Annotated in this window: 22 protein-coding genes; 11 read left to right on the top strand and 11 right to left on the bottom strand. The window is 72.5% G+C overall.

Features of this window, described 5'->3' with window-relative positions:
- Positions 1–112: 112 nt before the first annotated feature.
- Positions 113–1,225: a nitric oxide synthase oxygenase gene (locus ACWGN5_RS13100; RefSeq protein ID WP_453514162.1), complete on the top strand. Its 1,113-nt coding sequence runs from the start codon at positions 113–115 to the stop codon at positions 1,223–1,225.
- Here the strand turns inward: ACWGN5_RS13100 and ACWGN5_RS13095 are convergent.
- From ACWGN5_RS13095 to ACWGN5_RS13080, 4 genes are all read right to left on the bottom strand, one after another.
- Positions 1,198–1,545 (bottom strand): DUF190 domain-containing protein, encoded by a 348-nt coding sequence (locus ACWGN5_RS13095; protein ID WP_453514159.1) that lies wholly within the window; start codon positions 1,543–1,545, stop codon positions 1,198–1,200. The two genes, ACWGN5_RS13100 and ACWGN5_RS13095, sit on opposite strands and share 28 nt — an antisense overlap.
- A gap of 128 nt (positions 1,546–1,673) precedes the next feature.
- Complete coding sequence (locus ACWGN5_RS13090) at positions 1,674–1,799, bottom strand: hypothetical protein (protein ID WP_255325155.1); 126 nt, start codon at positions 1,797–1,799, stop codon at positions 1,674–1,676.
- 65 nt (positions 1,800–1,864) lie between these two features.
- Complete coding sequence (gene lanL / locus ACWGN5_RS13085) at positions 1,865–4,714, bottom strand: class IV lanthionine synthetase LanL (RefSeq protein ID WP_453514156.1); 2,850 nt, start codon at positions 4,712–4,714, stop codon at positions 1,865–1,867.
- A gap of 2 nt (positions 4,715–4,716) precedes the next feature.
- Positions 4,717–4,875: a hypothetical protein gene (locus ACWGN5_RS13080; protein WP_453514154.1), complete on the bottom strand. Its 159-nt coding sequence runs from the start codon at positions 4,873–4,875 to the stop codon at positions 4,717–4,719.
- Positions 4,876–5,103: 228 nt separating this feature from the next.
- Here ACWGN5_RS13080 and ACWGN5_RS13075 point away from each other — a divergent pair, with 228 nt between their 5' ends.
- Positions 5,104–6,138, top strand: a complete 1,035-nt coding sequence (locus ACWGN5_RS13075; protein ID WP_453514152.1) for a hypothetical protein — start codon at positions 5,104–5,106, stop codon at positions 6,136–6,138.
- A gap of 45 nt (positions 6,139–6,183) precedes the next feature.
- Positions 6,184–8,073, top strand: a complete 1,890-nt coding sequence (locus ACWGN5_RS13070) for a serine/threonine-protein kinase (protein ID WP_453514149.1) — start codon at positions 6,184–6,186, stop codon at positions 8,071–8,073.
- Positions 8,074–8,226: 153 nt separating this feature from the next.
- On the opposite strand, the gene ACWGN5_RS13065 is transcribed toward ACWGN5_RS13070, so the two are convergent.
- Positions 8,227–8,964, bottom strand: coding sequence for an alpha/beta hydrolase (locus tag ACWGN5_RS13065; protein ID WP_453514147.1), 738 nt, complete (start codon positions 8,962–8,964; stop codon positions 8,227–8,229).
- A gap of 376 nt (positions 8,965–9,340) precedes the next feature.
- Here ACWGN5_RS13065 and trpS point away from each other — a divergent pair, with 376 nt between their 5' ends.
- Both trpS and ACWGN5_RS13055 read left to right on the top strand, forming a co-directional pair.
- Positions 9,341–10,453 carry a tryptophan--tRNA ligase gene (trpS, locus tag ACWGN5_RS13060; RefSeq protein ID WP_453514144.1) on the top strand — a complete coding sequence of 371 codons (1,113 nt, stop codon included), beginning with the start codon at positions 9,341–9,343 and terminating at the stop codon, positions 10,451–10,453.
- Between the two features lie 35 nt (positions 10,454–10,488).
- On the top strand, positions 10,489–10,926 hold the full coding sequence (locus tag ACWGN5_RS13055; RefSeq protein ID WP_453514198.1) for an Lrp/AsnC family transcriptional regulator: 438 nt from the start codon (positions 10,489–10,491) through the stop codon (positions 10,924–10,926).
- 16 nt (positions 10,927–10,942) lie between these two features.
- Here the strand turns inward: ACWGN5_RS13055 and ACWGN5_RS13050 are convergent, their stop codons facing one another.
- The gene (locus ACWGN5_RS13050; protein WP_453514142.1) at positions 10,943–11,395 is read right to left on the bottom strand and encodes an SRPBCC family protein; all 453 of its coding nucleotides are present in this window, start codon (positions 11,393–11,395) and stop codon (positions 10,943–10,945) included.
- A gap of 298 nt (positions 11,396–11,693) precedes the next feature.
- Between ACWGN5_RS13050 and ACWGN5_RS13045 the strand changes: the two genes are divergently transcribed.
- From ACWGN5_RS13045 to ACWGN5_RS13030, 4 genes are read left to right on the top strand one after another with little or no spacing between them, the layout of a single operon-like run.
- Positions 11,694–12,782 carry a substrate-binding domain-containing protein gene (locus ACWGN5_RS13045; protein ID WP_453514140.1) on the top strand — a complete coding sequence of 363 codons (1,089 nt, stop codon included), beginning with the start codon at positions 11,694–11,696 and terminating at the stop codon, positions 12,780–12,782.
- 55 nt (positions 12,783–12,837) lie between these two features.
- Complete coding sequence (locus tag ACWGN5_RS13040) at positions 12,838–13,620, top strand: ATP-binding cassette domain-containing protein (RefSeq protein WP_453514138.1); 783 nt, start codon at positions 12,838–12,840, stop codon at positions 13,618–13,620.
- Positions 13,617–14,894, top strand: a complete 1,278-nt coding sequence (locus tag ACWGN5_RS13035) for a sugar ABC transporter permease (RefSeq protein ID WP_453514136.1) — start codon at positions 13,617–13,619, stop codon at positions 14,892–14,894. Before ACWGN5_RS13040 ends, ACWGN5_RS13035 begins: the two co-directional genes overlap by 4 nt.
- 29 nt (positions 14,895–14,923) lie before the next feature.
- Complete coding sequence (locus ACWGN5_RS13030; RefSeq protein ID WP_453514134.1) at positions 14,924–15,439, top strand: DUF6328 family protein; 516 nt, start codon at positions 14,924–14,926, stop codon at positions 15,437–15,439.
- Between the two features lie 65 nt (positions 15,440–15,504).
- Here the strand turns inward: ACWGN5_RS13030 and ACWGN5_RS13025 are convergent, their stop codons facing one another.
- Together ACWGN5_RS13025 and ACWGN5_RS13020 are read right to left on the bottom strand one after the other, a co-directional pair.
- Positions 15,505–17,163 carry a BCCT family transporter gene (locus tag ACWGN5_RS13025; RefSeq protein ID WP_453514132.1) on the bottom strand — a complete coding sequence of 553 codons (1,659 nt, stop codon included), beginning with the start codon at positions 17,161–17,163 and terminating at the stop codon, positions 15,505–15,507.
- A gap of 219 nt (positions 17,164–17,382) precedes the next feature.
- On the bottom strand, positions 17,383–18,372 hold the full coding sequence (locus ACWGN5_RS13020; RefSeq protein ID WP_453514129.1) for an aminoglycoside phosphotransferase family protein: 990 nt from the start codon (positions 18,370–18,372) through the stop codon (positions 17,383–17,385).
- 247 nt (positions 18,373–18,619) lie between these two features.
- Here ACWGN5_RS13020 and ACWGN5_RS13015 point away from each other — a divergent pair, with 247 nt between their 5' ends.
- The gene (locus ACWGN5_RS13015) at positions 18,620–19,906 is read left to right on the top strand and encodes an amidohydrolase family protein (protein ID WP_453514127.1); all 1,287 of its coding nucleotides are present in this window, start codon (positions 18,620–18,622) and stop codon (positions 19,904–19,906) included.
- A gap of 89 nt (positions 19,907–19,995) precedes the next feature.
- Positions 19,996–21,345, top strand: coding sequence for an amidohydrolase family protein (locus ACWGN5_RS13010; RefSeq protein WP_453514124.1), 1,350 nt, complete (start codon positions 19,996–19,998; stop codon positions 21,343–21,345).
- Between the two features lie 66 nt (positions 21,346–21,411).
- Here the strand turns inward: ACWGN5_RS13010 and ACWGN5_RS13005 are convergent, their stop codons facing one another.
- The 3 genes from ACWGN5_RS13005 to ACWGN5_RS12995 all read right to left on the bottom strand — a co-directional run bounded on the left by ACWGN5_RS13005 (position 21,412) and on the right by ACWGN5_RS12995 (position 23,514).
- Positions 21,412–21,786, bottom strand: coding sequence for a VOC family protein (locus ACWGN5_RS13005; RefSeq protein WP_453514121.1), 375 nt, complete (start codon positions 21,784–21,786; stop codon positions 21,412–21,414).
- A 315-nt stretch (positions 21,787–22,101) separates the two neighbouring features.
- Complete coding sequence (locus ACWGN5_RS13000; protein WP_453514118.1) at positions 22,102–22,788, bottom strand: hypothetical protein; 687 nt, start codon at positions 22,786–22,788, stop codon at positions 22,102–22,104.
- 156 nt (positions 22,789–22,944) lie between these two features.
- Positions 22,945–23,514 carry a L,D-transpeptidase gene (locus ACWGN5_RS12995; RefSeq protein WP_453514115.1) on the bottom strand — a complete coding sequence of 190 codons (570 nt, stop codon included), beginning with the start codon at positions 23,512–23,514 and terminating at the stop codon, positions 22,945–22,947.
- Between the last annotated feature and the right edge of the window lie 98 nt (positions 23,515–23,612).

Raw genomic sequence — 23,612 nt, 5'->3', positions numbered from 1 at the left:
GGTCTTCAGTCTGGGTCGCCGCCGCAAGGCCGCCATTGTCAGCACTTGTCCGTTCACGTCCGCGCCCCCGTCCGGCGGGTGGGACGCGCCACCCCACGCACCCGCGCCGGCGGTGACGGACCGCCGGGAGGCGGAGGACTTCGTCCGGCAGTTCCATCACGAGCAGCCCGGGGCCGGGGACGTGGAGCGCAGGGTGCGCGACGTCCTGGCCGAGATCGACCGGACCGGGACGTACGAACACACCACGGACGAGCTGTCCTTCGGCGCCCGGGTCGCCTGGCGCAACGCGGCCCGCTGCATCGGCCGGCTCTACTGGCGCAGCCTCGTGGTGCGGGACCTGCGGCACGTCACCTCGGCCGACGGCATCGCCGCGGACTGCTTCGAGCACCTGCGCCTCGCCGGGAACGGCGGCCGGATCCGGCCGGTGATCTCGGTGTTCGCCCCCGACCGGCCGGGCCGCCCCGCGCCGCGGATCGTCAACGACCAGCTGGTCCGCTACGCGGGGCACCGCACTCCCGAGGGCCGCTGGATCGGCGACCCGCGCGCCGCGGCGCCGACGGCCCGCGCCCGTGACCTCGGGTGGAAGCGGGACGAAGAGCCCTTCCAGGTGCTGCCGTTGATGGTCGAGGAGCGTCCGGGCGCGCGGCCCGAGTGGTACGAGCTGCCGGACGGCTGCGTCATGGAGGTGCCGCTCCGGCACCCGGACCACGGGTGGTTCGCGGAGCTCGGGCTGCGCTGGTACGCGGTGCCGGCGATCAGCGACATGGCGCTGGAGATCGGCGGGGTGCGCTATCCGGCGGCGCCGTTCAACGGCTGGTACATGGGGACGGAGATAGGCGCCCGCAACCTCGCCGACGCCGAGCGCTACGACCTCCTCCCGCTGGTCGCCGACCGGCTGGGTCTCGACCGCTCCTCGGAGCGCACGCTGTGGCGGGACCGGGCGCTCGTCGAGCTCAACGTGGCGGTGCTGCACTCCTTCCAGCGGGCCGGGGTGACGATGGCGGACCACCACACCGAGTCCGAGCGGTTCCTGCGGCACATCGCGCAGGAGGGCCGGCACGGCAGGCCGGTGCCCGCCGACTGGAGCTGGATCGTGCCGCCCGTGTCCGGCTCCACGACTCCGGTCTTCCACCGGTACTACGACCCGGTGGACACCTCCGTGCGGCCCGCCTTCCTGGCCCGGGAGAGCCAGGGGCCTCAGGTGGACCCCGAACGGCCGACGTAGCGGATGACCTCGCAGTCGTCGAGGATCACCAGGCCCTCGCCGACCATGTCGTCCAGCCGCGGCAGGAACGCGCGGATCTTCTCCTCGGTGTCGACGACGACCACGGCCACGGGGAGGTCCTCGCTCAGTGAGAGCAGCCGCTGGGTGTGGATCAGCGAGGAGGCTCCGAAGCCCTCGATGCCGCGGAACACGCTCGCCCCCGCGAGACCGGCCTCGCGTGCCCGGCCGACGATCTGGCTGTACAGCGGCTTGTGGTGCCACAGATCGGTCTCGCCCACGAAGACCGTCACCCGCAGAGCCCTGCCCGTCAGCCTGGTCATGGTCGCCTCCGTGCCGTACGCGGCGCCCCGCGCCCGGCAGCGGGGCGGACCCGCACTTCGAGTCTAGGGTCCTGCCGCACGGGAAGGGGGCCGGCCGGGACGCCGGCCCCCTTCACTGGGCGTGCGGGTCAGCAGCCGCTCGTGAGCCAGCGGCAGGCGGTGATCAGCGCGGCGGCGTGCTCCTCGCCGCGGGCGTCCTCCGTGCGGACCTCCTCCGGCAGGACCTGCAGGGCATCGATGTCGTACTCCGTCATGACGGTCTCCTTCTCATACGGTGGATATTGCGGTGGATCGCCGGCGGCCTGGGGCCGCCGGACACTCAGGGGCGGGCCGGCCCGTCCTCCGGCAGCCAGGCCCGCGGGCCTCCGCACCTCAGGCGCAGCAGCAGGGAGAGGCTGCCGGCGAGGCCGGTGGCGTACTCGGCGAGGACGGTCCTGCGGTTCTCGTCGGGTACGAGGAGGCGGCCGTCGCGCAGTACGGCCTGGGCGGCCAGGTGCTCGACCAGGAGCTCGGCGGCGGCGCGGTGGCTCGCGTCGCCCGTCAGCACGGCGGCGTCGAGGAGGAACTCGGCGTTCCCCGCGAGCCCGTGGCAGGTGGCCGGCGAGTCGGTTCGGCTGCCCGCCCGCACGGCGCGGGCCGCGCCGTCCACCAGGTCGCGCAGGAGCTTGTCGGACGCGCCGGTCGCCGACCAGAGCCGGACCAGGAAGGTGCCGACACCGGAGGAGCCGCTGCACCAGTGCCGGGCGAGCTCCGGGGAGTCGGAGAGGTGGCGGGCCCGGTCCACGGGCCACAGCGCACCCGCCGGTCCGCTGCGGGCCGCGGCGGCGAGGCCGGCGCCCGCCTCGGTGGCCGCGTCGAGGAACCGTTCGTCGCCGGTGGCCTCCGCCGCGAGCAGAAGGTAGGTGCCGACGCCGGCCACGCCGTGCGCGAAGCCGTAGTGCCAGGCTCCGGCGAGCGCCGATCCGAAGTCCTCCGGCACCGGCCAGAAGACGCCCTCGGGGGTGCGCCGGGCCGCGTCGAGCAGTCCGTCCGCGGCCTCGGCGGCGCGGTCCAGGAACCGCGGGTCCCCGGTGGTGCGCCAGAAGTGAAGCTGTGTCAGTCCGGAGCCTGCCACGCCGTGGCAGACGTCGGGGTGGGGGCCGCGGACGGGCAGACCGAGGGCCAGGGCGCGTGCCCGCTCGGCGAGGGCGGTGTCGTCCAGGGCCCGGGCGGCGTCGAGCAGGGCCCAGGCCGTGCCGGCGCGACCGAAGTGCAGCCCCGGGACGGGGCTCGGCAGCGTCTCCTGACGCTCCGCGGTCCAGTGAGCGGCGCTACGGAGAGCCTCGGCGAGTGCGTCACGGGTCAGGGACGCCGGGAGGCCGAGTGCCGCGTCCCCGTGCGCGAGGGCCCTGGCGAGCACGGCGACGCCGCCGGCCGAGCCGTGCTGGACGGCCACCGGGTCGCAGGTCTCGCCGAACGAGTCCGAGGCCCACAGCCGTTCGGGGTCGTGCGGCCGCATCGTGGCCAGCAGGTGGGCGAGGCCGTCGTGCAGGAGACGCGCGCGCGTGGCGGCCGGGTCCGGGTGCCTGTACGCGTCCGGGTGGCTGTACGCGTCCGGCTGCTTGCACGCGTCGTCCGGGAACCGACGGGTGTCCGCGGCTCGGCCTCTGTCGAGGAACTCCCGGGCCCGGTCCAGGGTCCACCGGTCCTCGGGTGCGTCCCGCGTCAGCCCCAGGATCAGCGGCGCGAACCGCCGTACGCGCGCGTCGTCACGGGCCAGGAGGTGCACGAGGTCCGCCAGACGCCGTTCGTCCGGCCGGGCCGCGTCCCGTGGGAGGTCCTCCGCGAAGACGGGATCCGCCCCGGTCAGGGCGTGCAGGACGGTGGCGCCGAGGGCGTACAGGTCGGCGTCCGGCGGCAGGGCGGGCGCCACCTGGTCGACGGCGCGCAGTTCCGGCGCGGTGTAGCCGGGGGTGGCGCCGAGGACCCAGCGCTCCCCCTGCGGGGCCGCCATCTCCAGGTCGATGAGGACGAGCCGGCCCTCCGGGGTGACCATGACGTTGTTGGGGTTGAAGTCGTGCAGGGTGACGCCGAGTTCATGGGCCGTGGCGACGAGTTCGACGAGCTGCCGGACCAGGGAGCCGGCCGTACGGTCGTCGGGGCAGGCGCTGCCGTCCCGGGCGAGGCGTTCGGCGACGGTGCGCCGGAGCGTCGCGCCCGGGATCGATGCGGTGGCCAGGAACACGCTGCCCTGCTGTTCGAACACCTCGACGAGCTTCGGGACCCGGTCGGGACGCACCCGGCCGAACCGTTCGAGCAGCGCGGCCTCGCGGCGCAACAGGTCCCGGACGTCGAGGCCTTCGGGACCGGCGCCCACGTGGGGACGCGCCTGCTTGACGACGGCCTGGGCGCCGGTGCGGGTGTCCTCGGCGCGGAAGACCCCGCCCTTGTTGGAGTGCTGGATCGCGCCCCGTACGAGGAAGCGGTCGCCGAGGAGGACGGGCTTGGCCGTGGCGGTGCTGCGCGCCGGTGCGGCGGGACGGTCGGGGAAGGGGTCGCCGGCCCAGGCCGGCGGGCTGAACCAGGCGTTGCGCTCGTCGGCGACCGGTCGGCCCTCGGGGTCGGTGAGGCGCGCGGCGAAGGTGCCGTCGGCGGTCAGTTCGCGGACGCCCTTGAACACGCCGTACCGGTAGAAGACCTGGCTGCCGGGGCGGTAGCGGCGGTCGGAGAGGACGGCGGGGCCCGGAAGTCCCTCGGTGGCCCGGTGGAGTTCCTCGGCGAGCCGGCGGAACTGCTCGTCGTCCGCCGGGTACACGGTCAGGAACTTGCCGCCCCCGCCGCGTGCGAAGCGTCCGGAGACCAGCGCGGCGACCTTGGCCGGGCTCCCGGCGAACTTGAAGGCGGCGCGGTGGGCGACGAGGACCTCGGCGGCCCTGGCGAGGACGAGGGGTGCGGAGAGCGGGGTGGCGGGGAGGTGGAGCTTCCAGCCCTGGGCCCGCCCGACGGCCGCGCCGCCGGGCACGACGTGGCACCAGAACGCGCCGGGCTCGACGCTCCACGGCTGCTGTGCGCTGCGGGCGATCACGGCGTGCACGATGTCGGGCAACAGCGCCCGGTCCGCGGGGCTTTCGGCGCGCGAGCGCCGGGGGCCGGGGCCGGACGGGGAGGGGTTCGCGGTGCGTGACGACATCCCTACTGCTCCGGCCGCACGTACTCGTCGCCCCAGCTGGTGTCCAAGGGGTCCGCGGCGACCGTCCGCGTCGTCTCCGGTGCGCCGTCCCCGGTGGCGACGGTCGCTCCGCCGGCGAGCAGGACGGCGAGGAGAAGGAGGCAGCGGACGGCAACGGACATGGTGCGGCTCCTGGTTCGGGAGAGGAGAGGACTGGCGGGAAGCTCCGTGTCTGGCGGGTTCACGCCGTATGTCGGCCTGATGGGGTTTCCCTCGGCCGGACACCCCCAGTTCATCCCGGCGAGCCCGCTTGGTCCAGGGCCATGACCTGGCAATACCCTGCATGGCACGGAAGTAGCAGGGCCGCATCACGGGGGAAATGCGTGACTACTGGGGTGGATGTGGACGGAATGCCGCGACTGGACGCCGGGGCCGTCGCCGTCTTCGCGTACGCACTGGAGCAGGGCGGCCTCGCCCACCGGTCGCCGGACGGGCTTCCGGGCCTCGGGCTCGGCCGGGAGGAGGTCGAGGCGGCCTGCCGCACCCTGCGGCGGCTCCGGCTGCTGCGCCCGGCGCCCGGACGGAGCGAGGAGCTGATCCCGGTGAGCCCGGACGCGGCCGCGGCGGAAGTGGTCGCCCCGCTGGAGGCGGAGCTCGCGCGGGCCGCCGCGCACGCCCAGGCCCTCCGCGACGATCTGCACTCCCTGATGCCGAAGTACCGCGCCGCGCGGCGCGAGCAGGGCCGCCGGGAGGGCTTCGACGTGCTGCCCGACATGGCGTCCGCCTCCGCGATGCTCACCGAGGAGTCGGCCCGCTGCCGGGAGGAGGTGTTCAGCATCCAGCCGGGCGGGGGCAGGGCGGCGCACCGCCTCGGGGACGCCGTCGAGCGGGACGTGGCGATGCTCCGCCGCGGGGTGCGGATGCGCACGCTGTACCAGCACTCGGCGCGGACGAGCCTCTCCACCCAGGGGTACGTGGAGCGGCTCACCGAGGCCGGCGCCGAGTACCGCACCGCGGCCGAACTGCCCGACCGGGCCGTGGTCTTCGACCGTTCCGTGGCCTTCCTGCCCCGGCGCGCCGACGGCGGTACGGGCGAGGGCGCGGTCCTGGTGCGGGACCCCGACGTGGTGGCGTACCTCTGCCGGGTGTTCGAGCAGCACTGGTCGGGGGCGGTGCCGTTCCGGGGCACCAGCGGGGCCGCGTACAAGGAGGTCGGGCCCAGTCTGCGGCGGGCGCTCGTGGGGCTCCTCGCGGAGGGCGCCAAGGACGAGGTGATCGCCCGTCGGATGGGGATGTCGCTGCGCACCTGCCGCCGTCACATCGCGGATCTCCTGGAGGAGTTGGGGGCGGAGAGCCGCTTCCAGGGCGGTGCGCTCGCGGAGCGCGCCGGGCTCACGGGTGCGGAGGTCACGACGGACACGGCCAAGGGCTCCGCCCACCGGTAGGGTGCCCTCCGGCAAACAGTGTTCTGCGTGGGGAGACATGGGTTCATGGGCGGTCAGCAAGCGGACCGGGGTGGCTCCGAGGTGTTCCAGCCCTTGGCGGCGGACGACCCGACGACGGTCGCCGGTTATCGGCTCGCGGCCCGGCTGGGCGCGGGCGGCATGGGCAAGGTGTACCTGTCGTACACGCCCGGCGGGCGTCCGGTGGCCATCAAGCTGATCCGTCCCGAGTTCGGCGAGGACGCGGAGTTCCGCCGCCGGTTCGCCCAGGAGGTGCGCTCCGCGCAGCGCGTCCAGGGTCTGTTCACCGCCCCCGTCATCGACGCGGACCCCGACGGCGCGCAGCCCTGGCTGGCCACGGCGTACGTGCCGGGGCCCTCGCTGGCGGACGCGGTGGTGGCGCACGGCGCGCTGCCGGTGGAGACGGTGCTGCTGCTGGTCGCCGGTATGGCCGAGGCGCTGCACGTCATCCACGGCGCGGGCATCGTGCACCGCGATCTGAAGCCGTCCAACGTGCTGCTCGCGGCCGACGGGCCCCGCGTCATCGACTTCGGCATCGCCCACGCGGCCGACGCGACCTCCCTGACGGGCAGTGGAGTCACCATAGGGACGCCGTCGTTCATGGCGCCCGAGCAGGCGGCGGGGCGCAAGGTCACGCCCGCCACGGACGTGTTCGCGCTCGGTCAGGTCGCGGCGTACGCGGCGACGGGCGTCCCGGCGTTCGGCGAGGGGACCGGGCACGGGGTGCTGTACCGGATCGTGCACGAGGAGCCGGACCTGAGCGCCGTTCCGGAGCGGCTCACCGAGCTGGTGACGCGCTGCCTCGCGAAGGACCCGGAGGCGCGGCCGACGCTCGCCGAGATCATCCGGCTGTGCCAGGCCGCGAACGCGGCGACGGTGCTGCGCCGGCCCGAGGACTGGCTGCCGGGCGCGGTCTCCGCCGAGATCACGGCCCGGGCGGCGGCGCCCGCGCCGCCGCAGACGCCTCCGCCGCCGACGGCCGCCCCGGCCGCGGCACCGGCCGCACCCGCGGGGTACGCGCCGACGGCGCCGTCCGCGCCCTCGACCCCGCCGCCCGGCTACGGTCCGCCGCCGAACACGGTCACGGCCGCCCCCTCGGTCCCGGCCGCCGCGCCGGTCGCTCCCCCGGCCGCGGCCGCTCCGGCGCCCGGCTACGCGTACGCCCCGACCCAGGGCCCCGGCGCCTCCGGATACGCCCCGACGCAGGGGCCGGGCGCTCCCGCGTACCCGCAGCAGACCTGGTCCGGCCCGCCGTCGCCCACCGGCTACCACCCCCAGCAGCCGCCCCCGCAGCCGAAGAAGGGCGGCGGACGCGGTCTCCTCATCGCCGTCGCCGCCGTCCTCGCCTTCGCCGTCGCGGGCGGCGCGACCGCCTACGTCGTCCTGAAGGACAAGGACGAGCAGACGTCGTCGAACGCCGGCGGGAAGCCCAACGGGAAGGGATCGACGGGCACGCAGGGCAGCGGGGGCACGGGGACCGGGAGCACCGCCCCGAAGCCGTCGACGGCACCGGCCCCGCAGGCCGCCACGTACAAGAACATCAACCTCACCGCCGGCTACCACCTGACCCTCGGGGACACGGATGTGCGCCCCCAGGACGGCGAGGACAACGGCTACGAGCTCTCCTACGACACCGGCGGCTACCTCGACGCCGAGAGCAGCGGCGGCAACCTGGTCCTGCTCGACCCGGGCCAGACGGGCTCGCTCGAAGCGTGCCGCGCGGAGACCCGGTTCACCCAGAACATCTACGTGAACAAGCTGTCGCCGGGCCGCCAGGTCTGCGTCACGACGGGCACCGGCCACCTCGGACTGGTCACCGTCAAGGCCTTCTCCCCGGAGGACTCGCCGAGCACCTACATGACCCTCGATCTGACGGTCTGGCGGAACGCGGCCCCGTCCTCCGGCTCGACGGACTGACCGCCTCGACGACCTGTTCCGTGAGCTGAACACCGCCGATGCGGAGGCGGCCCGTGCGGCGCGGACCGGGGAACCGGTCCGCACGCACACGGCCGCCGCCGTCGAGGAGGGACGGGGTCTCTCCTCGACGGCGGCAGTCCGGCGGGTCCGGTGCTACTTCAGGTGCCGGGCGAAGAACCGGGCCCCGGCCTCGAGTTCGAACCGCGGGACGCCGGTGTGCCCGCCCATGTTGGCGTGCAGTGTCTTCTCCTCGGAGCCGAAGGCGTCGAACAGGTCCAGGGACGCCTGCCGGTCGTTGCCTTCGTCGTCCCACTGCAGCAGGACGTGCAGCGGGATGGTGACCCGGCGGGCGTCCTCGACGATGGCGGCGGGCACGAGGCTCCCGGCGAAGAAGCCGGCGGCCGCGATGCGCGGCTCGACCACCGCGAGGCGGACGCCGATGGAGATGATTCCCCCCTCGTACCCGACCGGGCCGCCGATCCCGGGCAGCGCCAGGAGGGCGTCCAGGGCGGTCCGCCATTCGGGGACCGACCGCTCGACGAGCGGGAGGACGAGGGCGTCGACGAGCTCCTCGCCGACGGGCTCGCCGGCCTCCATGGTCCGGCGCAGCTCGGCGCGGGCCTGCTCGGCGGCCTCCCAGCGGGGCCGGTCGCCGCTCCCGGGGAGCTCGATGGTGGCCACGGCGAAGCCGTGCTCCGTCGCGTAGTACCGGGCCCGGCCCGCGAGCCGGGGGTACATCGTGTCCAGTCCGAGCGGCGGGGGGCAGATCAGGATCAGCGGGGCCGGTTCGGGGGCGGATGGGGGCGTCCACAGGATGCCGGGGATCTCGCCGAGGGTGAAGGCGCGCTCGATGACGCCGTCGTCGAGGCGCTGTTCGGAAGTGAAGTGCACGGTCGTGCCTTTCGGGAGTGCTCGGAGAACGGCGCTCCCGGACGACGACCTATCGCCCGACCGTGACCCCGGAGGGGAGCACCCATGTCGATACTGCGTTCACGGGTACCACCTCCTTGTTCTCTCGCACGGCCTCCGGAAACGTAGCAGGGATCGTGGTGTTCGGTCACAGGGTTTTCCTCTGGGCTCTCCGTGCGATCGGGCGCTATGCTGGGCCCCATGCATCTGTCGTCGTGCCTCAGCTGGTGGCGCTCCTCCTAGGAGCGGCCACCCCTCGCGCACGACCGGGCCGTTCGGACGAACGGCCCTTTTGCGTTTCCTGGCTCATGGGTCCTGTCGTCCCGACGGCACCACCGACCCGGACCAGGAGAACCCCATGACCACCCTCGCCCCCACCGCCGCCTCCACCGCCGCCTCCACCGCCTCATCCGTCGACGCGCTCGGGACGGCTGCCGCGCGGACGCGCAGCGCGGTGCTCGAACAGCAGATCCTCGAAGCCCCGGGGCGCTTCCGCGTCCTGACGGGTGACCGTCCCACCGGACGGCTGCACCTGGGGCACTACTTCGGCACCCTGCACAACCGGGTGCGGCTCCAGAACCTCGGGGTGGAACTGTTCGTGATCATCGCGGACTACCAGGTCCTGACGGACCGCGACGTGGCGGACCATCTCACCGAGCACGTCGAGGAGCTGGTCCTGGACCACCTCGCCATCGGCGTCGACCCCGAGCGCAGCACGGTCTTCACCCACAGCGCCGTGCCCGCCCTGAACCAGCTGCTGCTGCCCTTCCTCAGCCTGGTGTCCGTGGCCGAGCTGAACCGCAACCCCACCGTCAAGGACGAGATCGCCCACTCCCGGCAGTCCGCCGTCAGCGGCCTGATGTTCACCTATCCCGTGCACCAGGCCGCCGACATCCTCTTCTGCAAGGCCAATCTCGTGCCCGTCGGCCAGGACCAGCTGCCGCACCTGGAGATCACCCGGACCGTCGCCCGCCGGTTCAACGACCGTTACGGGAACGGCACCCCCGTCTTCCCCGAGCCCGACGCCCTGCTCTCCGAGGCGCCGCTGCTGCTCGGCACGGACGGCACCAAGATGAGCAAGAGCCGCGGCAACGCCATCGCCCTGGCCGCCGGCGCCGACGAGACCGCCCGGCTGATCAAGGGCGCGAAGACCGACTCCGAGCGTCACATCTCCTACGACCCCGTCGGCCGCCCCGAGGTGGCCTCGCTCCTGCTGCTCGCCGCGCTCTGTCAGGGCCGTACGCCCGAGGAGGTCGCGGCCGGCATCGGCTCCGCCGGGGCCGCCGCGCTGAAGCGGACGGTGACGGAGTCGGTCAACGAGTACCTGGCGCCGATCCGGGCCCGCCGTGCGGAGTACGCACGCGACCGCGCGTACCTCCGCGGGATCCTGCGCGAGGGCAACGAGCGGGCCCGGGCCGTGGCGGACGAGACGCTGACCGAGGTGCGCACGGCGATGAGGAATCACTACTGACGTATGTTTCCGGCATGGGAACGACGGACGGGACTCTGGACACCATCGACCGGGCACTGCTCGCCGAGCTCCAGCGCGACGCGACACAGGCGTACACGGTGCTGGGCAAGGCGGTCGGTCTGTCGGCCGGTGCGGCGCACGAGCGGGTGCGGAAGCTGCGGGAGCGCGGTGTCATCCGCCGTACGACGGTGGACGTCGATCCCTCGGCGCTCGGGCAGGACGTGCTCGCGTTCGTCATGGTCGACTCGTCCGCCTGGATCGGGGATTCGGCGGCGGCGTTCGCCGCGATCCCCGAGATCCAGGAGGCGCACGTCATCGCCGGCAGCGCCTCGGTCCTGGTGAAGGTGCGGACCACGACCACGGTCCGACTCCAGGACGTGCTGCGCCGGTTGTACGCGATCGAGGGCGTGAGCGGCACGCAGGCGACGGTGTCCCTGGAGACCTTCTTCGAGCGGCCGGTCTCCACGGACTGATGTGCGCCGGCCCGCGTCAGCCGGTCACGCCGCTCTCCAGGATGCCCTTGAGGGTCATTTCGTCTCTCGGCATCTCCTTCTTCACGTGCGGGCGGACGACGAGGGGGACGAGGGCCTTGCCGATGCCGTGCCCCTCGAAGTCGAGGGAGAGCGTCAGGCGGGAGCGCTCGCCGTCGTCCAGCGGTTCGATGGTGCCCTGGACGTCACCGCGTACGGGGCCGTCGATGCCGTGCACGTGCCAGTGCCTCGGCGGCTCCAACTCGATGATCTGCATGGTCGTGGTGAACTCCCGCTTGCCGAGCCGCCGTGTGACGGCGACCTTGGAGCCGACCGCGAGGGGGGTGTCGCCGAGCTTGCGCACCGAGACCGCGCTCTCCTGCCACTCGGGCAGATGCGTCGGATCGGTCACGTAGGAGAAGACCTCGGCGGGCTTGCGGGAGATGTCGATGGTTTCGGTGATGGCAGGCATGTCGCCTTCTTCGGTTCGACGGAGGCCTCGACGGAAGCCTGAGCGCCGGCACGGGCCCGTTGTCGCTTCGTACAAATCGTCCCACTTCGGGCGATGACAGGCCAGCCTCGTGTTCCATGGCGGGATGCCGACGACATGCGCCGACCGTACGCCACGGCGTCGCGACGTCACAGGGAGTGACCGACCACCCGCTTGCCGGTCCTCAGGTTGCGGCTAATGTCGATATATAGGCCATATGTACATCCTCGTTCCCGCGCTCACGAGGTGAGGGAGAGGGGGCGTACGAAAGGAGCCTCCCATGACCCGTACATTGCGGAGCGCGATCGCGCTGGCCGGAGCCGCGGCCCTCTCCCTGGGAGTGGTGGCGACGAGCGCGTCGGCCCTGGGCGCGGGGAGCGAGAAGCAGGGGGACGTCAAGATCGGGCTGCTGCTTCCGGAGAGCAAGACCACCCGGTACGAGAAGTTCGACCGGCCCTACATCGAGCAGAAGATCAAGGAACTGGCACCCGACGCGCAGATCGACTACTACAACGCCGCGGAGAGCGCCACGACCCAGCAGCAGCAGGTCAACACCGCGCTCGCCAAGGGCGACAAGGTCCTCATCCTCGATGCCGTGGACGCCAAGTCCATCCAGTCCTCCGTCCAGAAGGCCCATGACGCGGGCGTGAAGGTCGTCGCGTACGACCGCCTCGCGCAGGGCCCCGTCGACGCCTACGTCTCGTACGACAACCACAAGGTCGGCGAGCTGCAGGGCAAGGCGCTCCTCGCCGCACTCGGCGACAAGGCCAAGAGCGGCGAGATCGTGATGCACAACGGTTCTCCCACGGACCCGAACGCGGCCCAGTTCAAGGCCGGAGCGCACTCCGTCCTGGACGGCAAGGTGAAGATCGGCAAGGAGTACGACACTCCCAACTGGGACCCGAACAACGCCAACCAGCAGATGTCCGGCGCCATCAGCTCCCTCGGCAAGGACAAGATCGTCGGTGTCTACTCGGCCAACGACGGACTGGCCGCCGGTATCGCGACCGCCCTCAAGGCGGCCGGCATGAACGTGCCCCTGAGCGGACAGGACGCCCAACTCGACGCGATCCAGCGGATCCTGGTGGGCACTCAGACCTTCACGGTCGAGAAGCCCTACAAGCCGGAGGCCGACATCGCCGCCACGATGGCCGTCAACCTGGCCGAGGGCAAGAAGCTCGGTTCCGACCTGGTTCCCACCACCGTCACCAGCGGCAGCGACCACAAGGTCGCGGCCCAGCTGCTCAACCCGGTCGTGGTGAACAAGGACAACATCAAGGACACCGTCGTCAAGGACGGGCTCTACACGGTCCAGGAGATCTGCACTCCGACCTATGCGGCGGCCTGCAAGGACGCCGGTCTCGAATAGCCGCGGGCAGCCAAGAGCCGCGGATCGGTTCGCGCGAGCGGAGGAGGCGGTTCCGTTGCCGGAGCCACCCGTGCTCACCCTGCGGGGGATCTCCAAACGGTTCGGCGCGGTCCAGGCGTTGAAGGACTTCGACCTCGAGGTCCACGCCGGCGAGGTCGTCGCCCTCGTCGGCGACAACGGCGCCGGCAAGTCCACCGCCGTCAAGTCGATCGCCGGGGTGAACCCGCCCGACGAAGGCACCATCGAGTGGCAGGGCCGGGCGGTGTCCATCAACCGGCCCCACGACGCCCAGAACCTCGGCATCGCCACCGTCTACCAGGACCTCGCCCTGTGCGACAACCTGGACGTGGTCGGGAACCTCTTCCTCGGCCGCGAACTGCGACGCTTCGGCGTCCTGGACGAGGTCCGGATGGAGCAGCGCTCACGCGAACTGCTCAACACGCTCTCCATCCGGATCCCCAGTGTCCGGATCCCCGTAGCCTCCCTCTCCGGCGGCCAGCGCCAGACCGTCGCAATCGCCCGCTCCCTGATCGGCGACCCGAAGGTCGTCATCCTGGACGAGCCCACCGCGGCCCTGGGCGTGGAGCAGACCGCCGAGGTCCTCGACCTGGTCGAGCGGCTCCGCGGGCACGGGCTCGGCACGATTCTCATCAGCCACAACATGGTGGACGTGATGGCGGTCGCCGACCGGATCGCCGTCATGCGCCTCGGCCGGAACAACGGCTTCTTCGACAAGCGCGCCACGACCACCGAGGAGATCATCTCCGCCATCACCGGGGCCACCGACAGCGCCGTCACCCGCCGCCAGGCCCGCAAGCGCGAGGAGGAGGGGCGATGAAACGGGACCGCGCCCCCGGCGACGGTGCCACCCAGGAACCGGCACCCGAGGCCATGCCCGCGGTGGACACCCGGCTGCTCGTCCGCGAGGAGGGTCTGAAGGGGTATCTCGGGGAGTTCCGCCGCAAGTTGCGCAGCGGAGAGCTGGGATCGCTGCCCGTCGTCGTCGCCGTGATCATCATCTGGACGGTCTTCGGCAGCCTCGACAGCACGTTCCTCTCGGCCCAGAACCTCTCCGACCTCAGCCAGCAGATCGTCGGCACCGGCATGATCGCCGTCGGTATCGTCTTCGTCCTGCTGCTCGGCGAGATCGACCTCTCCGTCGGCTCCGTCAGCGGCCTGTGCGCCGCCATCTTCGCCGTGCTCAACGTCCTGAACGGCATGAACGAATGGCTGGCGCTGCTCGTCGCGCTCGCGGGCGGAGCGGCCGTCGGACTCATCCACGGCTTCTTCTTCGCGAAGGTCGGTGTGCCGGCGTTCGTGGTCACCCTCGCGGGCAACCTCTTCTGGAACGGTCTGATGCTCCAGGTCCTGGGCACCAGCGGCACGGTCAACATCCCGAGCGAGAGCATCGTCTCCGAGCTCTACTCGACGATCTTCCACAGCCCCGCCACGGCCTATGTGACCGCGGCCGTGGGGGTCGGGCTCTTCCTCGCGTCCTCGCTCCTGGACGCGAAACGCCGCCAGGCCGCCCGGGTGCCGTTCCGCCCGGTCGCCGAGATCGTGCTCCGTACGGTCGTCATCGCGGCGATCGCGTTCGTCGCGGCGTACATCCTCAACCAGTACCAGGGGCTGCCGCTCGCCCTCCTCATCTTCCTGATCGTGCTGGTGGTCCTGGACTTCGTGCTGCGCCGTACGACGTACGGGCGGCGGATCTTCGCCGTCGGCGGCAACATCGAGGGTGCCCGCCGCGCCGGCATCAGCGTGCCGTTCGTCCGGATGAGCGTCTTCTCGATCTCCGGGCTCATGGCGGCGGTCGGCGGCATCTTCCTGGCCGGGCAGATCCAGTCCGCGAGCCAGACCTCCGGCGGCGGCAACCTGCTGATGAACGTCATCGCCGCGGCCGTCATCGGCGGCACGAGCCTGTTCGGCGGCCGGGGTTCGGTCTGGTCCGCCCTGCTCGGCGCGCTGGTGATCGGCTCCATCCAGTCGGGCATGAACATCATGGGCGTCAGCAACGCCGTCCAGTTCATGATCACCGGAGCGGTCCTGCTGGCCGCCGTGGTCGTCGACTCGCTGTCCCGCCGCAGCCAGAAGGCCGCGGGCCGCGCCTGATCCACGGGCTCCCCGGGAAGGAGACCTTCATGGAGGAGGGCCGGAAGCCACCGGAGGGGGCTCGGGGCGGAGTGCGCCACGGCCGGGACGAGACCGAGGAGGAGCGGGCCGACCGGCGCTGGCAGGAGCTCATCCAGGAGATCCGGGTCGCGCAGACCGGCGTGCAGATCCTTCTCGGCTTCCTCCTCACGGTGGCGTTCACCCCGCACTTCCAGGGACTCCAGCAGGCCGACAAGACGACCTACATCGTCACGATCGTCCTCGGATCGCTGGCGACGGGCGCGCTCATCGGCCCCGTCTCCCTCCACCGGATCGTGGCGGGCCGCCGGGTCAAACCCCGGGCGGTCACCTGGGCCTCACGCCTGACCTTCGCCGGTCTGATCCTGCTCCTGGCGACCCTGACGTCGGCCCTCTTCCTCGTCCTGCGGGTGGTCACGCACAACGCGTACGTGCCCTGGCTGGTCGCCGGCGTGCTCGCCTGGTACCTGGTGTGCTGGTTCGCACTGCCCCTGTGGATCCGCTCCCGCCACACCAGCGACGAGTGACGCCGTCGGGAGGCGAGCACGTCGTCGGTGAGGGCGAGCACGCCGTCGGGAGGGCGAGTACGTCGTCAGGAACCGGTGTCCGACGAGCCGGGTCCGATCCTCAGCTCGAAGTCCCCGTCGTACTTCTCGTGGCCCGCGATCACGGCGAGTTCGACGGCCTCCTCCCCCCTCTGGCCCCGGACGATGAGCGGGTCCTCGCGCAGGTCCCGCATGAGCGCCACGCACATCCCGATCATCACGAGCACGAACGGCGCCGCCACCAGGATCGTGAGGTTCTGCAGACCGGCGAGCGCGTCGCCCTGCCCGTCACCGATGAGCAGCATGATCGCGGCGACCGCGCCGGTCAGCACACCCCAGAACACCACCACGGGACGGGTCGGCTCGAAGGCGCCGCGCTGCGAGAGCGTGCCCATGACGATCGAGGCGGCGTCCGCGCCCGAGACGAAGAAGATGCCGACGAGGACCATCACGAGCAGGCTCATGGCTCCGGCGGCCGGGAACTCCTGCAGGACGCCGAAGAGTTGCCCCTCGGGCGTGGTCTCCCCCGCCAGCGCGCCCTGCTCGCGGAGCTTCATCGCCGTGCCGCCGAAGACGGCGAACCAGACGAGGCTGACGGTGCTGGGGACCAGGATGACTCCGCCGACGAACTGCCGGATGGTCCGGCCCCGGCTGATGCGGGCGATGAACATGCCGACGAAGGGCGTCCAGGAGATCCACCACGCCCAGTAGAAGACCGTCCAACTGCCGAGCCAGTCGTGGATCCTGCCGCCGCTGGTCGCCTCGGTGCGGCCGGCCAGCTGCGGCAGGTCGCCGACGTAGGCGGCGAGGGAGGTGGGCAGGAGGTCGAGGACGATGATGGTGGGTCCTGCCACGAAGACGAAGACGGCGAGCACCGCGGCCAGCACCATGTTGGTGTTGGAGAGCCACTGGATGCCCTTCTCCACCCCGGAGACGGCGGACAGGACGAAGGCCACGGTGAGGACGGCGATGATGGCGACGAGCAGGCCGGTGCCGGTCTTCTCCATCCAGCCGAGCTCCTCGAAGCCGCTGCCGATCTGGAGCGCGCCGAGGCCCAGGGAGGCGGCGGAGCCGAAGAGGGTGGCGAAGATCGCCAGGATGTCGATGAAGCGGCCGGGTCCTCCGTACGCCCGCCGCTCGCCCATCAGCGGGACGAAGACGGCGCTGATGGTCTGGCGGCGCCGGCGGCGGAACGTCGAGTACGCGATGGCGAGTCCGACGACGGCGTAGATCGCCCACGGGTGGAGCGTCCAGTGGAAGAGCGTGGTGGCCATGGCGGTCTGCATCCGCTCGGCCGAGTCGACGGGATGGGTGCCGGGCGGCGGGGTCCCGTAGTGGGCGAGGGGTTCGCTCACGCCGTAGAACATCAGGCCGATGCCCATGCCGGCGCTGAACATCATGGCGATCCAGGAGACGGTACGGAACTCGGGGGGCTCGTTCTCCTGGCCGAGGGTGATCCGGCCGTAGCGGCTGACGGCGAGCCAGAGCGCGAAGACGACGAAGCCGGACGCGGCGAGCATGAACGCCCAGCCGCCGTTGCGGATCAGCCCGTCGAGCAGGGTGCTGGAGGCGTCCTCCAGGCTGTCGGTGGCCGTGGCGCCCCAGACGACGAAGGCCACGGTGAGGACGGCGGTGACACCGAACACGATGCGGTCGGTGCGGGCGCGGTGAGGGTGCTCGGGGCGGCCGGACAGGTCCGCCGTCACCGGCGGCCCCTCCCCGCCGGCCCGTTCGGCGCCCGCTCGACGGCCCTCAGGCCTCGGGTCCTCCGGCCTCTGGTCTTCCGGCAACACAGGCGGCACCTTTCACGGCATTACGGGACAGACAACACGATGTCTCCGTAAGGCAGTACCACAGGCGCGGCCGAACTCGACGGAACGACGGCCGAGTCCCGCGCATCGCGTCACCCCGTCCGGGGCCCCCGCTCAGAACACCGTGGATGCGGCGAAGAGTTCGTTCACCCAGTGGGCGCTCGCCTCGGCGCAGCCCTCGCCGGGCGTCCCGGGGAAGAGACGGAACCAGGAGACCGCCCGGCCGAGCGCGGCGAGCCGGGTGGCGAGCGCCGCGGCGCGGCGCAGCTCCGGGAGGGAGGGCCCCAGGTCGGTCCAGGGCTCCAGATAGGCGTCGCGCAGCGGGTGTACGTGTTCGGGCCCGTGGCGCTCGCGGACGGCGCGGGCGGGGACGAGCAGGCTCGCGAACGGGTGGGCGACATTGGCGTCGCCCCAGTCGAAGAAGGTGAAGCGGCCGGCGGCGGGGGCGAGGAGCTGGGCGTCGTGCAGGTCGCAGTGGTCGAGCGAGTCCGGGATCCCGTACGCGTCGAGCTCGGCGCACCAGTCGAGGAGGCGGGGGCGCTGCTCCCGGAGCGCGCGGCGGTCGTCCTGGGTCAGGGTGGCGTTGCCCTCGACGAGGCCGTCGAAGATGTCCGGCAGCTGGGCGGTGCGGCCGCCGGGCACGCCGAGGGCGGTCATCCGGTCCGTGTACGGGGTCAGGGCCCGCTGCATCCGCGCGTACTGGCCGAGCGCCTCGGCCCAGGACTCCGGCCCGGCGCCGCCGGCGTCGAGGACGTTCCGGAAGAGGGGGCCGCCGTCGGGCAGCAGCGACCAGCCCCGGGCGGCGTCGACCGCGAACGGCGTCACGACGTGCTCGGGCACCCAGGCGGCGAGCGCGCCGCCGAGGGCGGCCTCGAAGGCGGCGTCGGGGGCGCTCGCCTTGAACCACACGGCCTCGCGCTCTCCGGCGCCGACCCGGAGGCGCACGAGGATCGACCAGGGCCGCACCCGGACCTCGCGGGGCCCGGTCTCCTCCAGGCCGTGCCGGGCGAGCTCGCGCTCCGACCAGCCGAGGGCGTCGGCCCGCCAGGCCTCTTCCTCCCAGGGGGTGACCGCGTCGGCGAACTGCCCGCGGTCGACGGTCATGGATGGCGCTCGTCGCATGCGGCGATTCCACCACCGGGGCGGAGGGCGGCGCACGCGAATATCCCGGGGCCGGGACGGTCCGGAGGAACCGTTCCGAGATATTCGTATACCAAACTGACGACCAGAGAACAGGGGAGGCACGGAATCTTTCCAGCTCTCGCCAGGTTACCGATCTCCACCCTTGTCCACGCCTCGCCACTTGGTATACAAAACGGGGGTCGGTTGGCCCCCTCCCCCAGGAGCTTCCATGTGCCTCGAAGCCACCCCGCCGCCCTCCCGCTCACTGACCCGCCGTGGCGTCCTCGCCGGTGCGGCCGCGCTCGCCGGCACGGTGGCCGCGTCCGGGACGGCGGCGGCCGCGGCGTCCTCGACGGCCGGCACGGCCCGCGGCGACCGGACTCCGGGCGGGGGCGATCTGGTGATCGGGGGAGGCACCCTCCTGGACCCCGCCACCGGCGAGGTCACCGAGAACGCCGTCGTGGTGATCGAGCGCGGAACCGTGCGCGCGGCGGGCCGCGAGGGCACCGTCACCGTGCCGCAGGGCATCACCGCCCTCGACGCGGACGGCCACTGGGTGCTGCCCGGTCTCGTGGACGCGCACATCCACCTCAGCACCGCCGCCGAGGCGCGCGACGCCGTGCGCAAGGGCGCGACCAGCGCGCGCAGCGGATCGACCACCTTCTACCAGGACATCGCCGTCCGCGAACTCGCCCGGCACAGCCCGGATCTCGCACCCCGCCTGACGGCCGCCGGCGTGTTCGTCACCCCGGACCTCGGCGACACCGTCCTCGCCGACCCGGACCTCACGCCGCTCGCGCGCCTCAAGGAGGGGGTGCGATCGGCCGAGGCGCTGCGGCGCGTCGTCGAGGTGAACCTCTCCCGCGGCGCCGACGTCATCAAGACCCGCGTCAACGAGCGCGCCGGGCTGCCGGAACAGGATCCGCTGGCCCAGGTGTACTCGTACGAGCAGCTCGCCGAGGTCGTCAGCGCCGCCCGGAGGCGCGGGAAGGGCGTGCTCTGCCACAGCTACAGCGAGCGGGGCTGCCACGACGCCGTCACGGCCGGCATCCGCTCGCTGGAGCACGGCGCGTTCGTCGGCGAGCGCACGCTGGTCGAGATGCGCCGCAGGGGTACGTACTTCACCCCGACGCTCACGGCCATCGCGGGCCTCGTCGAGTCCACGAACCCGGTCCTCGCCGAACGCGGCCGCACCTACCTGCCGGTCCTGCAGCGGGCCGTCCTCGCCGCGCACGAACTCGGCGTCCCGCTCGCCGCGGGCACCGACTCGTCCGGCGGCACCGTGCGGCCGATCGGCCGCGAGGTGGAGCTGATGCGCGCGGCCGGCCTGCCGGCGCTCGACGCGATCCGCACCGCGACGACGGGCGCGGCGCGGCTGCTCGGCGTGGAGCGCACGGTGGGCCGCCTCGCCCGCGGCTTCGCGGGCGACGCGATCCTGGTGGCCGGCGACCCGCTGAACGACGTGACGCTCCTGAAGCAGCCGGTCGGCGTGGTGCGTGCGGGCATCCCCGTCTGACCACCCCGGCGCGGGCGCGCCCTGCCTAGCCCCGCCCCTCCCCGCCCCGTCGCACGCACGACCACCCCCACCCCACCGAAGGAGCCCCCATGCAGTCGTCCCCGTCCACCCCAGGCGCCGTCTCCCGCCGCACGATGCTCGCCGGTGCCGCGGCACTCGCCGGCGCCACGGCCACGGCGGCCGCCACCGCGGCCCCCGCCCAGGCGGCGACCGCCGGCCGGGCGCAGGCGGCGACGGCCGACCGGGCCGGCCACCGTTCCAGGACGGTGGTGTTCCGCGACGTGCGCCCGTTCGGCGCCGCGAAGCCCACGGATCTCGTGGTCGTCGACGGCCGGATCTCGGACGGACCCGCGCCGCACGGTGCGAAGGTCGTCGACGGAGGCGGCCGCATCGCGCTCCCGTCCCTCGTCGACGCGCACATCCACCCCGACAAGACCACCTGGGGCGGCTCCTGGGTGAGCCGGCGGCCGGCCTCCGCCATCGCGGACTACGTCGCGCAGGACGTGGAGCTGTTCCGCGCCCAGCGCCGGCCGGTCGGCGAGCGCGCCTACGGCCTGATGAGCCACGCCGTCGCCCGTGGCACCCGCGGCATGCGGGCCCACGCCGACGTGGCCCCCGCCTACGGCCTGGCCGGGGTCGAGGGCGTCGCGGAGGCCCGCGAGCGGCTGCGCCACGCCCTGGACGTCCAGATCGTGGCCTTCCCCCAGCACGGCGTCATCCGCACCCCGGGCACGGCGGCGCTCCTGGAGAAGGCGGCGCGGGAGGGTCTGATCGACATGATCGGCGGCATCGACCCGATCGGCTTCGACCAGGCCCTCGACGAGCAGCTCGACGTCGTGTTCGGCATCGCTGACCGGCACGGCGTCGGCGTGGACATCCACCTGCACGACCGCGGCGAGAAGGGCATGCGGGCGATGCGCGGCATCGTCGAGCGCACCCGCGCCCTGTCCCTCGCCGGCAAGGTCACCGTCAGCCACGTCTTCTGCCTGCCGGGCCTGACGGACAGTGAACTCGGTTCCATCGCAAGCGACTTGGGCGAGCAGGACATCGCGCTCACGACGGTCGCGCCGTCCGACTCCCTGGTGCTGCCGATCGCCCGGCTGCGCGAGCACGGCGTACGGGTCGGGCTCGGCTCGGACGGTGTGCGCGACTCCTGGAGCCCGTTCGGCGACGCGGACATGCTGCACCGCGCGCACATCCTGGGGTGGGTGACGGACGTACGCCTCGACGACGAGCTCAACGAGTGCTACCGGGTCGCGACCCACGGCGGCGCGGACGTCATGGGTCTCGCCCACGCCGACTTCCGGCCCGGCGCCCCGGCCGACTTCGTCCTGGTGCGCGGCGAGTGCCTGCCGCAGGTCGTCGTCGACATGCCGCGCCGTGACATGGTCGTCCACGGCGGTGTGGTGGTGGCCCGCGACGGGGAGTTCCTCGCCTGAGGCGGGGTGATGGCCGGCCCGTGGGTGTGCCTCCGACGTCGTCGGAGGCATACCCACGGTTCCGTCCTACAGGTACGGCTGGGTGATCAGCTCGATCGCGTGCCCGGAGGGGTCCTTGAAATAGACCCCACGGCCGCCGTGGTCCGTGTTGGTCTCGCCCGGGCGCTTCATCTGCGGATCGGCCCAGTGCTCGATGTCTCGCTCACAGAGGCGCTGGTACGCCCGGTCGAAGAGCTCGTCGTCGACCAGGAAGGCGTAGTGCTGCATCTGGATGTCCACCGGGGGTTCCGCGAACTGGAGCAGGACCCCGTCGGAGAGCTGGATGTTGAGGAAGGGACCCCAGGACGGCGCCTCGGGGACTTCCAGCAACTCGCGGAAGAAGCGCGCGGACTCGTCGCGGTTCTTGGAAGCGATGATGGTGTGGTTGAACGTGACTGCCATGTGGATGACCTCGCTTGTGATTCGACACGTGGAAGGGGACTCGAAGTGCTCTCGCACTGGGGGGGTCCTCGTGCCGAACCGTCGGGGTGCCTGTACCGCACCCGCGCGGCGATCAGTCGTCCACCGGATCGCCCGTCTGTGCATGGCGTATAGCCGGTCCGGTGTTCATGACGGACGACGCTACGTGATCGAACCGGGCCGAGACAAGGCGGGGCGCCGGATTCCGGCCGGGAAATGACCGGAATCGCATCGCCGGCCGGAGAGCCGGCCCGCCTCCGTACTCGGCCGGTCGTGCCTACCTGGCGGGGCGTGCCGTCACACGCCCCCCGTCACGAACTCCCGGTCCCCGTAGCGCACTTCCGCCCGGTCCCAGTCGGCGCCGAGGGAGGTGGTGAACCTGCGGGCCAGGGGCAGGTCCTCGACGGGGGCGACGAGGACGAGCCGGCCGTCGAGGGTGACGGACCCGCCGCCGAGCTTGTCGCGGGCCTCCGGGTCCGCGACGAGTGCCTCGCGCAGGCTGTCGACCCGGACGCCGGGCACCTCGATCTCGACCGCGTCGGTCTCCGGCGCCGTGCACGGCAGGCAGCGGAAGGTGAGGACCGCCTCCTGGTGGTACTGCTTGGCGATGACACCGGCGATGTGGTGGAGCCCGTCGCGGCCGACCCTCTCGACGTCGAACTCGCGGGACCGCTCGTACGTCGCCTGCTTCAGCTCCTCGGACCAGAAGACGCCGTTCAGCAGCTCCGAGTCGCCGGGCCGTGCGCCGTGGGCGCGGATGATCCGCCGTACCTCGTGGCCGAATCGGGTGAGTCGGGTGTTCAGCCGGGGGTCGTCGGGGTCCGTGATGATCGCGGTGTTGTCGGTCGCGAAGATCTCCGCGGCCGGACAGTCCTGCGCGTCGTCGCCGGCGTACGTGCTCGGCGCACCCACGACTCCGAGCAGCAGGACGGCGACGGTCGAGGCGAGCAGACGGGCGCGTCGGCCGGTGGTCACGTGGTTCATGGCGTGATCAACGAGCCCCGACGGACATCGGCACGGCGTGGCGGCTGAGCACGCGTGCTCATGTGGCCTCGCTCGTCGGTGCGTGGACGATCACGCAGGCGTGACGCCCGTGTCCCGAGCGGCGGCTCGGGACACGGGGTGCGACGGCGGGTCAGGTCAGGCGACGACCTTGAGGGTCTTGGCCTCGCCGTACGTGTCGAGGGTCCTGAACAGGGCCTTGATGCGGTCCGGGCGCAGCTTCACGCAGCCGAGGGACTTGTAGTCGCGGTCGCCGCGCCACTGCGACGCGCCGTTCACGGTCATGCGGCTGTGGATGAAGAGCTCGTCCCGGTTGGCGCCCTTGCCGCCCTTGCACTTCTTGTCGGCGAGCCGGATCGCGTACCCCTTGATGGCCTTGCCGTTGTGGGTCTTGGTGCGGAAGGGGATGGCGTACGTGCCGTTCGGCAGCCATCCGCCGCTCCTGCCCTTGCCGACCTGGCAGGGGTTGGTGGTGGTGCCCGAGCCCGCGCGCCACTGTCCGAGCACGCGCTTGCCGAGGTAGGCGGTGAGCTTGGAGTACGTGGGGTTCTTCGGGTTCTTGTCGAAGACGAGCGTCACCTTGCCGCCCGCGGCCCGGGCCTGAGGTGCGGTGGGCGCGGCGTGGGCGGCGGTGCCGGCCGGCGCGGCCAGGGCGAGGGCGAGGACGGTGGAGGCGAGGGCGAGGGCGCGTGTCCTGGAACGAAGCATGATCGTTCTTCTCCTGTCAGACGGTGGGAACGCGGGCCTTCGATCGGCCCGGCGGAATCAGACTCCCGGGGGCGGGGCGGTGGCGGCAGTACCTTCGC

The organism is Streptomyces sp. NPDC055815 (assembly GCF_053616475.1).
The sequence above is the reverse complement of the archived record's forward strand: the minus strand, read 5'-3'. Positions and strand labels throughout refer to the sequence as shown.

Bases quoted from the DNA above. Each gene is read 5' to 3' on its own strand.
- ACWGN5_RS13095 (WP_453514159.1), bottom strand. From the start codon at position 1,545: ATGACCAGGCTGACGGGCAGGGCTCTGCGGGTGACGGTCTTCGTGGGC.
- ACWGN5_RS13080 (WP_453514154.1), bottom strand. From the start codon at position 4,875: ATGTCCGTTGCCGTCCGCTGCCTCCTTCTCCTCGCCGTCCTGCTCGCC.
- trpS (WP_453514144.1), top strand. From the start codon at position 9,341: ATGACCACCCTCGCCCCCACCGCCGCCTCCACCGCCGCCTCCACCGCC.
- ACWGN5_RS13045 (WP_453514140.1), top strand. From the start codon at position 11,694: ATGACCCGTACATTGCGGAGCGCGATCGCGCTGGCCGGAGCCGCGGCC.
- ACWGN5_RS13050 (WP_453514142.1), bottom strand. From the start codon at position 11,395: ATGCCTGCCATCACCGAAACCATCGACATCTCCCGCAAGCCCGCCGAG.
- ACWGN5_RS13010 (WP_453514124.1), top strand. From the start codon at position 19,996: ATGCAGTCGTCCCCGTCCACCCCAGGCGCCGTCTCCCGCCGCACGATG.
- ACWGN5_RS13090 (WP_255325155.1), bottom strand. From the start codon at position 1,799: ATGACGGAGTACGACATCGATGCCCTGCAGGTCCTGCCGGAGGAGGTC.
- ACWGN5_RS13070 (WP_453514149.1), top strand. From the start codon at position 6,184: ATGGGCGGTCAGCAAGCGGACCGGGGTGGCTCCGAGGTGTTCCAGCCC.
- ACWGN5_RS13035 (WP_453514136.1), top strand. From the start codon at position 13,617: ATGAAACGGGACCGCGCCCCCGGCGACGGTGCCACCCAGGAACCGGCA.
- ACWGN5_RS13015 (WP_453514127.1), top strand. From the start codon at position 18,620: ATGTGCCTCGAAGCCACCCCGCCGCCCTCCCGCTCACTGACCCGCCGT.
- ACWGN5_RS13030 (WP_453514134.1), top strand. From the start codon at position 14,924: ATGGAGGAGGGCCGGAAGCCACCGGAGGGGGCTCGGGGCGGAGTGCGC.
- ACWGN5_RS13000 (WP_453514118.1), bottom strand. From the start codon at position 22,788: ATGAACCACGTGACCACCGGCCGACGCGCCCGTCTGCTCGCCTCGACC.
- ACWGN5_RS13075 (WP_453514152.1), top strand. From the start codon at position 5,104: ATGCCGCGACTGGACGCCGGGGCCGTCGCCGTCTTCGCGTACGCACTG.
- ACWGN5_RS13020 (WP_453514129.1), bottom strand. From the start codon at position 18,372: ATGACCGTCGACCGCGGGCAGTTCGCCGACGCGGTCACCCCCTGGGAG.
- lanL (WP_453514156.1), bottom strand. From the start codon at position 4,714: ATGTCGTCACGCACCGCGAACCCCTCCCCGTCCGGCCCCGGCCCCCGG.
- ACWGN5_RS12995 (WP_453514115.1), bottom strand. From the start codon at position 23,514: ATGCTTCGTTCCAGGACACGCGCCCTCGCCCTCGCCTCCACCGTCCTC.
- ACWGN5_RS13005 (WP_453514121.1), bottom strand. From the start codon at position 21,786: ATGGCAGTCACGTTCAACCACACCATCATCGCTTCCAAGAACCGCGAC.